The 10,579-nt window shown below is 62.9% G+C and carries 13 protein-coding genes and 2 pseudogenes; 14 read left to right on the forward strand and 1 reads right to left on the reverse strand.

Annotation, left to right across the window (positions count from 1 at the left end; genetic code table 11):
• Nucleotides 1-394 precede the first annotated feature (394 nt).
• From KVT45_RS53820 to KVT45_RS53880, 14 genes and pseudogenes are all read left to right on the forward strand, one after another.
• Complete coding sequence (locus tag KVT45_RS53820) at nucleotides 395-829, forward strand: hypothetical protein (protein ID WP_217562254.1); 435 nt, start codon at nucleotides 395-397, stop codon at nucleotides 827-829.
• A gap of 320 nt (nucleotides 830-1,149) precedes the next feature.
• Nucleotides 1,150-1,425, forward strand: a pseudogene (locus KVT45_RS57455) (transposase); the annotation flags it as partial.
• Between the two features lie 257 nt (nucleotides 1,426-1,682).
• Nucleotides 1,683-2,204, forward strand: coding sequence for a transposase (locus KVT45_RS57460; RefSeq protein ID WP_308311165.1), 522 nt, complete (start codon nucleotides 1,683-1,685; stop codon nucleotides 2,202-2,204).
• Nucleotides 2,205-2,376: 172 nt separating this feature from the next.
• Nucleotides 2,377-3,219, forward strand: coding sequence for an alpha/beta fold hydrolase (locus tag KVT45_RS53830; protein ID WP_217562256.1), 843 nt, complete (start codon nucleotides 2,377-2,379; stop codon nucleotides 3,217-3,219).
• Nucleotides 3,216-4,499, forward strand: a complete 1,284-nt coding sequence (locus KVT45_RS53835) for an SRPBCC family protein (RefSeq protein WP_217562258.1) — start codon at nucleotides 3,216-3,218, stop codon at nucleotides 4,497-4,499. The genes KVT45_RS53830 and KVT45_RS53835 overlap by 4 nt, the downstream gene beginning before the upstream one ends.
• Nucleotide 4,500: 1 nt before the next feature.
• Entirely contained in the window at nucleotides 4,501-5,010 is a 510-nt protein-coding gene (locus tag KVT45_RS53840) for an aromatic-ring-hydroxylating dioxygenase subunit beta (protein WP_217562260.1), read from the forward strand.
• Nucleotides 5,011-5,035: 25 nt separating this feature from the next.
• Nucleotides 5,036-5,233, forward strand: coding sequence for a hypothetical protein (locus KVT45_RS53845; protein WP_217562262.1), 198 nt, complete (start codon nucleotides 5,036-5,038; stop codon nucleotides 5,231-5,233).
• Nucleotides 5,234-5,236: 3 nt separating this feature from the next.
• The gene (locus KVT45_RS53850; protein ID WP_217562263.1) at nucleotides 5,237-5,431 is read left to right on the forward strand and encodes a ferredoxin; all 195 of its coding nucleotides are present in this window, start codon (nucleotides 5,237-5,239) and stop codon (nucleotides 5,429-5,431) included.
• A 4-nt stretch (nucleotides 5,432-5,435) separates the two neighbouring features.
• Complete coding sequence (locus tag KVT45_RS53855) at nucleotides 5,436-6,620, forward strand: NAD(P)/FAD-dependent oxidoreductase (RefSeq protein ID WP_217562265.1); 1,185 nt, start codon at nucleotides 5,436-5,438, stop codon at nucleotides 6,618-6,620.
• 39 nt (nucleotides 6,621-6,659) lie between these two features.
• Nucleotides 6,660-6,968, forward strand: coding sequence for a hypothetical protein (locus KVT45_RS53860; protein ID WP_217562267.1), 309 nt, complete (start codon nucleotides 6,660-6,662; stop codon nucleotides 6,966-6,968).
• Nucleotides 6,940-7,842, forward strand: a complete 903-nt coding sequence (locus tag KVT45_RS53865) for a VOC family protein (RefSeq protein WP_217562269.1) — start codon at nucleotides 6,940-6,942, stop codon at nucleotides 7,840-7,842. The genes KVT45_RS53860 and KVT45_RS53865 overlap by 29 nt, the downstream gene beginning before the upstream one ends.
• Nucleotides 7,843-7,914: 72 nt before the next feature.
• Nucleotides 7,915-8,328, forward strand: a complete 414-nt coding sequence (locus KVT45_RS53870) for a cupin domain-containing protein (protein ID WP_217562271.1) — start codon at nucleotides 7,915-7,917, stop codon at nucleotides 8,326-8,328.
• Nucleotides 8,328-9,158, forward strand: coding sequence for an SDR family NAD(P)-dependent oxidoreductase (locus KVT45_RS53875; RefSeq protein WP_217562272.1), 831 nt, complete (start codon nucleotides 8,328-8,330; stop codon nucleotides 9,156-9,158). Before KVT45_RS53870 ends, KVT45_RS53875 begins: the two co-directional genes overlap by 1 nt.
• 29 nt (nucleotides 9,159-9,187) lie before the next feature.
• Nucleotides 9,188-9,541, forward strand: coding sequence for a RidA family protein (locus KVT45_RS53880; protein ID WP_217562274.1), 354 nt, complete (start codon nucleotides 9,188-9,190; stop codon nucleotides 9,539-9,541).
• A gap of 601 nt (nucleotides 9,542-10,142) precedes the next feature.
• On the opposite strand, the pseudogene KVT45_RS57465 reads toward KVT45_RS53880, so the two are convergent.
• Nucleotides 10,143-10,444: pseudogene (locus KVT45_RS57465) on the reverse strand (IS3 family transposase); the annotation flags it as partial.
• Nucleotides 10,445-10,579: the final 135 nt, after the last annotated feature.

Below are 10,579 nucleotides of genomic sequence, written 5' to 3' on the forward strand. Positions count from 1 at the left end.
CGGTCCTCCCAGAACCGGGCCGGCTCGATGCTGTCGGGTGTGGTCATCAAGATCTCCTTACAAGCGCGGAAGGCGGCCTCTCGTGGCCAAAGTCCTCGCCCGCTGCTCAGTAGGCAAGCTGTGTTGCTGATCCTGCAAACGGCGGAAGCGGGGGGAGGGGCGTCGTCAGGAGGACGAGGAAGCACGGCTGCAGAAGAGGTCACCAACAGGTGCATGGCAAGGTCGTCACCTGCCAGCGCCGCTGCGCGAAGGCACCGCCTTGGGCCTCTAGCCTCGGGCTATCGGTCCAGTCCGTTTTGCCAATACGGCAACATTTGTTGTCCGTTGACTGGGTTGGTGCTGACTATGGCCAGGCGATTGACGCGCGTTTCTATACCCGGAAAGGACGAACCATATGGCGATCCAGCGTCATACCGAGGCGCCTGAGTGCATCAGCATGGGCGGCACGGCCAACCTCTTCACCCTGACCGAAAATTCTGGCATCGGTGCAATGACAGGCACCATTGACGGTGCGGCCTACGGGGAGAACACCAGCGACCTGCACAGCGTCGGCAATGGCAGGTTCGAGTACACGATGTATCACGTCTTTCTCGACAAGGCTGGCTCCAGGCTGCGCACGCAAGACCATGCCGTCCTGGAGACCTCCACGGAAGACGGAGTCAGCACCTTGGAGGTGGAGTACACCGTGGTTGAGGCCACGGGGAGATTCGCGGGTTACGGCGGCACCTTTCGGAGTCGCGGCTGGCTCAGCATGCCGGCAGGCGAAGACGGGATAGACCAGCATGCTGTCGGCGTTGTCCGCTTCGAGGGCGAGATTTGCCGCAAGTAGGTGAACGTGCGAACCGCGTCAGGCTTCGCCCTCCTCGAGTTGGACTGCGGCCTGCTAAAGAGCAAGGCCGTGAAGTTACGGTCGCAGGGCTGCGCGCAAGTGCGTCCTGATCTGCGTGAACGTCGAACGTAGGAAGCGGAGCCCCGGTAGAACGACTTGTCGACCAAGACTCATCATTCCAACCCGGGAGCTCCGCTGTCCGATCAGTGAGTCATCACACGTGAAATCACGGTAGCTCTAGCTTGACTTGGCCGGGGATCTTGGAGTTTGCCGGTGCGGCAGCATGATCGGCGGGCATGCTCGGGTAGTTCCGCCGACCGATGCAGTTGTCGAGGTGTCTGTTGTCCCTGCGCCCCCGTTCCGGTGAGCAAGTCCCGTCTCTGACCGCGCAGGTTGCGCGGGCGAGCAACCCGGGTGGCACGGCGGCGATATGGGTGCGGGACCGGCTGGATGGGCTGTGGTGCGACGAGGACTTCGCCGACTGGTACCCACGGGACGGGCGGCCGGGTCTCTCGCCTGCGCAACTGGCCACCGTCTGTGTGCTGCAGTTCCTACTCGGCCTCTCGGACCGGCAGGCGGCCGAGGCGGTCCGCTGCCGCATCGACTTCAGGTACGCGATGGCCATGGAGCTGGACGATCCCGGGTTCCATCACAGGTCCTGCCCGGCATCCACACCCGCCTCGCCCGCCGCGGACTGCTGCCCGCCGAGCACCTGGTCGACGTCGGCTACACCTCCCTGCCCCACCTCGAACAAGCCACCCGTGAACACGAGGTCACCGTCTCCGGGCCCCTCCGGAGCAACCCCACCCGCCAGCATCGCCGCAACTAGGGCTTCGCCCGGGACGACTTCCACATCGACTACGACCGCCAGCAGGTCACCTGTCCCCAGGGACAGGTCAGCGCGGGCTGGCACGGCCCCTACCCGAACTCCTCGCCCACCGCGGCCCCGCTGGTCGTGGCACGGTTCACCAAGAGCCAGTGCCGTCCCTGCCCGGCACGCACACAGTGGACCACCACCGCCGACAACGCCCGCACCGTGGGCTTTCCCCCGCGCGAGCTCCGCGACCTGCAACTCCGCGTCCGCACCGAGCAACAGACCCACGAGTGGAAGACTCGCTATGCGGTCCGTTCCGGAGTGGAGGGCACGGTCAACGAGTTCGCCCACGGACACGGCATGCGACGCTGCCGCTACCGAGGACAGGGAAAGGCCCGCATCCAGCACATCCTGACGGCCATCGCCGTCAACATCGAGCGCCTCAGCGGACTACCACCGGCGGAAGAAACGCCCACGCCCCGCCGGCCGACTGCCTTCCAGTACTACCTCGACCAGCGCGAGATACGCCGGCTGAAGTCCTGGCGAACTCTGGGCAGCTGACCTCGACAACTCCAAGATCCCCGGCAGAGCCAAGCTAGAGGCTCCTCCACGACAAAGCGGGATCCCCCATTGCAGAACACAAGTCTAGTATGCCAACCTGGCGTACGTAACGGTTCACCGGCTGGTTGGCGGAACGCAAGACAGGTTTCTGCCAACCTCTCAGGAGGTCGCGATGGTCGTCAGTACGGCTGCGCTGCCAGAGCCCGTGCTGTACACCCTTCCGGGTGGGGCTCAGGTCGGCGCGCGAACCAAAGGGCACGGCCGCGCGGTCCTGATGCTCCATGGTGTAGGGGGAGCCGGCGCGTCGTTCTGGGCACAGTTCGAGACTTTCGGTGACGAGTTCGAGCTGATCGCCTGGGACGCTTTTGGGTACGGAGAATCCAGTGACCCCGGGGATGAGCCGCACCTCGACGACTACGCGGATGCGGCTGCGGACTTGCTTGACGAGTGCGGTCATAAGGATGCGCACGTGGTTGGGGTCTCGTGGGGTGGTGTGGTGGCAACGCGGCTGGCACTGCGGCATCCGAAGCGCGTCCGCACGCTTGCACTCGTCTCGTCGACATACGGGCGGAAGAACAACGAAGCGGTTCGTGACGGGTTCAGCTCGCGCATTGCGGCGCTTGAACATGACGGCGTTCGCGCCTGGGCGCAAGCCCGGGTGGACCGGCAGGTATCGCGGCGCGCGTCGCCGGAACTGCGTAGACGCATCGTCGACAATGCGACTGCGTCAGTTCGATTGCCTGGCTTCACTGCAGCGACACGCACCCTAGCCGAGACCGATCACCGTCCTGTGCTCGGTGCCGTCCAGGCTCCGACGATCGTACTGTGCGGCGAGGACGACGAGATCACCGGGGCACCGGAGAGCCGAGTGCTAGCCGATGGCATTCCTGGGGCGGAGTTCCTGCAGGTGCCGGGGGGAGGGCATGTTCTCAACCAGGATCAATTTGGTGTCGTGAACGCTGCGCTGAACCGGCACTGGCACCTTTTCGACAGTCATGAAGTGGAGTCGATGTGACAAGCACACCGAAAGAACGGCGCGATGTCACGCCCGGGTCGTTCGTCCGCGGTGATGGCGCAGAGGTTGGCATCGCTGCGTTCCATGACGAGGACGTGTACAGAGCGGAACTGGAGAAGGTTTTCGCCAAGTGCTGGTTGTTCCTTGGCCATGAAACCCAGTTGCGAAGTCCTGGTGACTACATCTCCACAAGAATGGGCGAGGACGAAGTAGTCGTTACCCGCAACTCGTCCGGAAAAATCCGGGCCTTCCTTAACAGCTGTCGGCATCGTGGCCCCAAGCTGTGTCGTGCAGACCAGGGAAACTCGCAGGCCCTTCGCTGTCCGTACCACGGGTGGACCTACGATCTCGACGGCAACCTCATCGGTGTGCCCCGACTGCGGACCGCATACCACAGCGAGCTGGACCGTTCTTCGATCAAGCTGATTGAGGTGGCCAAGCTCGGCATCGTGCACGGTCTGATCTTTGCAACCTGGGACCCGGACGCGCCGTCGCTGCATGAATATCTTGGCGACTTCATGCCCTACCTGGACCTCATGCTGGGGCGGTCGGAAAATGGCTTCGAAGCCATCGGCGGTGTACACAAGTGGCAAATTGAGACGAATTGGAAAATTCCGGCCGAAAACTTTTCCGGTGACCAATACCACCTCTCATCCACTCACGCATCGAGTGTAGAAGTGGGTCTACGTAATCGGGTAACAGAGTACGGGCACACGATTCACGTCGACGGCGGGCACGGATTTACCCGTGAGAAGGGAGGTGCTCAGCAGGGAACCGAGGCAGTCACGGCGTACACCGCGCACCTCCGCAAGGTGCAGGAGAGGATTGGTCAGGACAAGCCGGAACTTGTGGAGTTCGTACCGGTCGGTGTCGGTTCAATCTTTCCGAATCTGTCATTCATGGACAGTATGCGGTTCCTCACCCTCCGCCAGTGGCAGCCGGTTGGCCCTCACCGCATCGACGTGAATTCCTGGTGTCTGGTGGACCGTTCTCTGCCAGATGATCTCAAGGACGCGGCCATGCGGCAGTACATCCTGTCCTTCGGGCCCAGCGGAATGTTTGAGCAGGACGACGGCGAAATCTGGACCTCAATCAGCGAGGCAACTCGGGGAGTCGTCGCCCAACGCTACTCGTTCAACTACACCATGGGGCTGGGGCATGAGGTGTCGGTGAAGGAGCGGACCGGGGCCACACTACCGGGAGTAATGGGTGAGGCTTTCATCACCGAAGCCAATCAACGGTCCTTCTATCGCTACTGGCGCCAGCTGATGGAGCAGTGACATGAGTAACGCACCCTCACCTGAAGTGCTGTGGCCGGCGGTGGAAAGCATCTATCGGCATGAGATCCGGATGCTGCAACGTGGTGACTATCTCGACTGGCTGTCGTTCTTCGCGCCGGAGTTCCGGTACAGGATGCCAGTGGTCAGGAGCACCGATGCGCGAGCAGACATGGTGGCTGCCCAAGGTGAGCTCGGCTATTACGACGAGAACCGGGACACGATGGAGCTGCGGGTGGGGAAGCTTGCCAGCAGCAACGCGTGGAGCGAAGTGCCGCCTTCTCGGCTGCGCTACTTCGTGCAGATTCTTGACCTGACTGTCGACAACTCAGAAGTTGTGGCTGTCAGCAACGTCCTTGCCTTCCGGGCGCGGAACGAATCGCAAGAGAATCGCTACTATGGCGAACGCACCGACCGGTTTATCGAGGTAAACGGCCAGTTGAAGATTGCCGATCGCACGGTCGTGCTCGACCAGGTTCGGCTCGCTGCTGAGAACCTCAATGTCTTCCTCTGAAGATGCAGGATTCCCGGGAGGCGCCATGGAACTCCGCGACGCGGCCGGCCGCGGAATCGTGCGTCTGGAGCCCGACTCCGCTGCCAATGGCCAACGGCTAAAGATCACGTCAGTGCTCACCGGCGACGTCCAGTACGTCGACGCGCTGATGCTCGAGACACTGACCTGGATCCCCGACGAACTGCTGTCAGCAGGACGGGTAACGAGGAGCGAAGAGGAGTGAAACTTGAATGTAAAGATTGATCTCGGCAAGTGTGACGGCTACGCGAACTGCGTCATCGAAGCTGATCGAGTCTTCGATATTGACGATGGGACAGGACAAGCCGTCCTCCTCACGGCGATTATCGGGCCCGAGCTCGCCGATGAGGTCAGACGGGCACAGGCTAGATGTCCGGTCCAGGCGATCAGGCTGGAGGACTGAGCTGATGCGCATCGTCGTTGCTGGCGGTGGGCTCGCCGGCGTCAGTGTCTGCCGGGAGCTGCGGACTCAGAACTATCGTGGAGAAATTCTTCTCCTCGATAGGGATACCGCACAGCCCTATGATCGGCCCCCGCTCAGCAAACAGCTGCTGCAAGGACTCGTAGAACCGGCGGACATCCGGTTGCCATACGGTGACCGGCTCGCGGAACTGGGAGTGGACCATCGCAGGGGCGTGGCCGCCGGGAATCTCCTCAACGATTCCATCACACTCGATGGCGGCGAGGAGTTGTGCTTTGACGGGCTTGTGATCGCGACCGGGTCGGTGCCACGTCGGCTGCCGGGACAGCCTGACGTGGAAGGGGTTCATTCTCTACGCACACTCGAGGATGCACTCGCGCTCCGCGGGGATCTGGAGTCAGCGCAACATCTCGTCGTAGTTGGTGGCGGCTTCATAGGCCTGGAGGTGGCGGCTTCGGCAGTTGCCAAGGGCATCGAAGTTACAGTCGTCGAGCGAGGCGACGTACCGTTGGCCGGCGCGATCGGGCCGGTGGCAGGAGGGTGGCTGACCGATCTGCATCAGGCGCACGGCGTGCGTGTCATCTGCGGTACGGGTGTCGCGAAGTTCGTGACCAAAGACAAGCGCGTACAAGAGATCGAGCTCGATGGCGGCGAGAGGCTACCCGCCGACGTAGTGGTGATCGGGGTCGGAGCCGAGCCCGTCACCGACTGGCTCGCTGGAAGTTCGGTGCGCGTTGCCGACGGTGTCGTCTGCGATGCAGGGCTGAGAGCGGCACCACGAATCTATGCGGCAGGCGATGTGGCCCGATGGGAACATCCGCAGCTCGGGTTGATCCGGGCGGAACACTGGTCAACCGCAGCTGACCACGCGCACACGGTTGCGGTGAACTTGTCCTCAGAGCTGGCCGGCGGCCCATCGTCAGTCCGGAGTGCAAACGAAATTCCGTACTTCTGGACCGACCAGTACAACGTGAAGCTGCAGGTTGTCGGCTGCGTCACCGGTCACGATCGTGTCCATGTGGTAGACGACGGGCTTCGAAGGGTCATCCTCTACGGGCGTGGAGAAAATCTGGTCGCGGCGCTCGCGCTGAATCAGCCAGCCTTCGTTGCCCGTTATCGCAAAGCAATTTCGGCGGGACTCAACTGGGACGAGACAATTCTCAGTTTCTAAGTATACTAACAAAGCATACGCAAGAGAGTGGGGAAGCCGATGCAGCGCAACACGAGCGAGCCCCTGCCATCAGTGGTGCTGATCGGCAATGAGTTCGCGAGGGTCAGGCTCGAGGTAGTACCGGGACCGGCCGGTGATCAACTGCGGATCGCCGCTATCCGTACTGGACGGACCCGGACGCTTTCGGCTGGGTTTGTCGAGAAACTGAGCCGGATGCCGGTCGCGCGTTACCTGGAAGCGCTGGAGACTCCTTTCGGTCCTGAGTCCGATCTGGCGTTCAGCGCTGATTTCCCACTGTTCTCAAGAGAGGAGAATGATCGTGGCGCTTCAGAAACTGGTCTGGGCTGAGCTGGCGGTCACCGACATCGACCAGGCGCTCGAGTTCAACATTGACGTCCTGGGACTGCGCGAGGTGTCCAGAGAGGGCCGGAAGATCTATCTCAGCTGCGACATCGACGATCCACATGCGCAGCTGGTTCTGACCGACGGCGGGACCGGGGTGAGGTCGTTCGCCCTCGGCGTCGATTCTGAGGACGAGCTGGAGCAGTTCGAGGCACGACTCGCCGTGATCGGTGTGACGACTGAACGGCGCAGCGACGCCGCCCCGGAGCAGCCCACGAGCGTGGCATTCCACCTGCCCACCGGACAGGAAGTGGTGCTGCTGCCTCGTCCCGATCGACCTCTGTATCGCCACCCCGGCTTTGACACGAGCTCGCAGCGTCGCGGCGTCGGGCCGGCTGACATCGATCACATCACCATCGCATTCAGCGATGACGCAGAGGCCCGTGCAGTTGCGCATGTGCTGACGCACGGACTCGGCTTCAAAATCTCCGACATCTTCCTCAACGCCGACGACGAGTGGCAGGCGGCTTGGACCCGTGCCGGAGAAGTCCACCACGACGTTGGACTGATTCGCTGTCAGCCAGGAGCCTCGCTGCATCACCTGGCCTGGACGGTAGACAACATGGAGCACCAGAAGCGCGCCGCCGACACTCTGGCCAGCGCGGGGCATCTCCTGGAAACCGGTCCCGGACGACACGGCGTGGGAGGAAACCTCTACTCGTATCTGTGGACACCTGGCGGCAACCGCTACGAACTGTCCGCAGAGATGCCCCGGATCCTCGGCGAACGCACTGATCCCATCGTCCGCAAGGCGGGCGAATTCGACGCCTTCAGCGCCTGGGGCGCCACCCGGCCGGAATCATTCACACACGGTTCCTGAGCTGGCCTCAAGCCCACACCACTCATTTCGAAGAGTTCAGTAGGAGAAGGAGCGTAGCCGACGATGATAGTTGTGGACCACGAGAAGGTCGAATGGGAAGAGTGGCGCCCTGGGGTTCGTTCACGCGCGTGGGCGACCGCATCCAATGGCGCCCGCCAGGTCAGGATCGCAGAACAGATCCTCGAGCCCGGTAACGAGGCTCCCCTGCACTGGCACTACTTCGAAGAGAACATCACAATCATCGCCGGCCGCGGACGATTCACAGTCGATGAGGAGACCCTTGAGTTGGGTCCCGGTCACACCGTGATCGTGCCGAGCATGGCGGTGCACGGCTTCGTAAGCGTCGGCGACGAACCGTTGCACATCATCGCGTCCATGGGCTGGCCCATCAACGAGATGAACTACATTGCTCAGCCCGATGCCGTCTTCAGAGTGGGGGAGACGGTCGACTCCGGACGCCGTCGTCGCCTGAGCGAGACAAACTGATGTCCGCCATGCCTGCCAACCGTTCTGCATCGAGCGGCGAGCCCCTGCCAGGCCGGCTTGACGGCACTGTCGCCCTGATTACGGGTGCAGGCACCGGAATCGGTGCAGGCGTGGTACGACGGTTCGCCCGGGAAGGCGCCCGCGTCGTCGCCATGGGGCGCGACGCGGACAAGCTCAAGCGAAGTGTGGAGCCCTTTGGAGACAGGGCAGTCGCCGTCCCAGGTGATGTCACCTATCCGCACGACTGCCAGCGGGCCGTCCAAGTAGCTCTGGAACGCTTCGGGAAACTCGATGTCCTCGTACCGAACGCCGGCGTACACGACCAGAACGTCAAGATCAGCGACCTGAGTACCCAACAGCTCGATCAGGCATATGACCAGATCTTCGGAGTCAATCTCAAGGGGGCCCTGCTGATTGTGCATGCAGCCCTCGGCGAGCTTGTCCGGACATCCGGCTCGATCATCTTCACTGGTTCGATCTCCAGCCTGGCGCCCGGCTTCGGGGGACCGCTCTATGTGTCCTCAAAGCACGCAGTACTCGGGCTCGCCAAGCAACTGGCATACGACCTCGCCGGCCAGGTCCGGGTCAACACAGTGGCACTGGGATACGTGCAGACCGAACTCGTTGCTCCGCCGGCACTGGGCGGAGGCGGGGCTCTCCCGAGCTCTGCCGACGTCACCCACCGCTTGCCGACAGGCATCGCGCCCACACCCGACAACGTCGCCGGAGCCTATGCCCTGTTGGCTTCGGACACCGACGGCTCGACTATCACCGGATCCGTGTTCACCGTGGACTCGGGTCAGCTCTTGTGGGGCCGGACCCCCGCCTGAGCACCACACACATCTAAGAAGGGAACGCAATGCCGTCTTCAGACTTCGATCACCCCTACTCCGATACCGCATCCATCGGCCACGCGGTGTTCGTCTCGGGCTGCCTGCCCGTAGACAAGGCCGAGAACCTCGTTGAGGGCCGGAAGGAGGCACTCGACGCGGCGCTGGCGACCGTTGGGCGCCGCCTGGAATCCATTGGCCTGGGGCTGTCCGACGTTGTGAAACTCACCTACTACGTCACCGACATCGCTGACCGGTCCCTGGCAAACGACCAGTATGTCCAGCACTTCACCGAGCCGCGTCCTGCGCGGACGGTCGTGCAAGTGGCAGCTCTCCCTCGCGGCGCATCCGTTGAAATCGACGCAATCGCGCGCCGCCGCTGACCAACGCTCGCTGACCACGCCCGAACGACTGAAGGGACACAAACTCTTCCTCGTCATGCGTTGTGGTCTCCTCCTCGCTCGTGCTGTCGTATTCGGCCTGATCAAGGCGTCCACCTCGATCCGTCTCGACGTTCCTGCTCCGCAGGCCGGCCAACTCAGCAGCCCCACCAGCGGAACGGTTAACGGATGAAAAACGGTGATGACCGAAGCGTGGCCCGACCAACATCCAAACGAAGGTGGCAGCAGATGGTTCTGAGACAGGCTTGGGGGCATCGCGAACGGCTACGCGCACTGTGCGGAGTTGGGGCGCTGCTGGCACTGGTTGGCATCGCCGCGACGACAGTCGGCGTCCAGTCCGGACTCACACTGGCGGCGACGGGCGCGGCGCTGGCCGGCTGGGAGGCACTGGGGCTCTGGCTCTGGTCAATCTACGGACCCAACCGGCATAGCGGCGCAGCTGTATCCAGCCAGGCTGGGAATCCGCCGCCATCTTAGTGCGTTGTGGCAAAGGGAGTCCCTGTTCGATGAACAGGGACTTCTTCGTGTGCGGGGCATGATCGCCCTGGGGTAGGGGCAGGCAGCGGACGGCTTGTTGCGGATCAAGGACCCGGCATATCCGCTGCACGCCGAAACCAGCGCGATTCTCGGAGATGAAGTCCCAGCGGCAGGTCTTCACTTCATCTCCTTGGCGAAGTAGGCCGCTGCCCGGCGCAGGATCTCCCGCTCCAGCTCCCACTCCTTCTCCGCCTTGCGCAGCCGACCGTTCTCCGCCCGCAGCCGAGCCAGTTCCTCGTCCCGGCTCGCACCGGTCGGATCGCCGTGGCTGTGATCGCGGCCGGCGTGTTCGTCGGCCTGGCGCACCCAGCTGCGGAGCGTCTCACCGGTAACCCCGACGTCCGCCGAGCAATTGTCAAGATCTGTGGATCGTCAGGCTTGTCCGCCGTTCTGGTTGTCCAGAGCCTGTGAAGCTTCCCCTTGATCGTGGACACCTGGAGACTGGGACCTGAGGTTCCAGAGGAAGTAGCACCAGGTGGGAAG

It is taken from the genome of Streptomyces sp. GbtcB6 (assembly GCF_019091475.1).
Taxonomy (GTDB): domain Bacteria; phylum Actinomycetota; class Actinomycetes; order Streptomycetales; family Streptomycetaceae; genus Streptomyces; species Streptomyces hyaluromycini.

Excerpts from the sequence above, each read along its gene's own strand:
- KVT45_RS53880 (WP_217562274.1), top strand. The coding sequence starts at position 9,188 with ATGCCGTCTTCAGACTTCGATCACCCCTACTCCGATACCGCATCCATC.
- KVT45_RS53820 (WP_217562254.1), top strand. The coding sequence starts at position 395 with ATGGCGATCCAGCGTCATACCGAGGCGCCTGAGTGCATCAGCATGGGC.
- KVT45_RS53830 (WP_217562256.1), top strand. The coding sequence starts at position 2,377 with ATGGTCGTCAGTACGGCTGCGCTGCCAGAGCCCGTGCTGTACACCCTT.
- KVT45_RS53840 (WP_217562260.1), top strand. The coding sequence starts at position 4,501 with ATGAGTAACGCACCCTCACCTGAAGTGCTGTGGCCGGCGGTGGAAAGC.
- KVT45_RS53855 (WP_217562265.1), top strand. The coding sequence starts at position 5,436 with ATGCGCATCGTCGTTGCTGGCGGTGGGCTCGCCGGCGTCAGTGTCTGC.
- KVT45_RS53860 (WP_217562267.1), top strand. The coding sequence starts at position 6,660 with ATGCAGCGCAACACGAGCGAGCCCCTGCCATCAGTGGTGCTGATCGGC.
- KVT45_RS53875 (WP_217562272.1), top strand. The coding sequence starts at position 8,328 with ATGTCCGCCATGCCTGCCAACCGTTCTGCATCGAGCGGCGAGCCCCTG.
- KVT45_RS53845 (WP_217562262.1), top strand. The coding sequence starts at position 5,036 with ATGGAACTCCGCGACGCGGCCGGCCGCGGAATCGTGCGTCTGGAGCCC.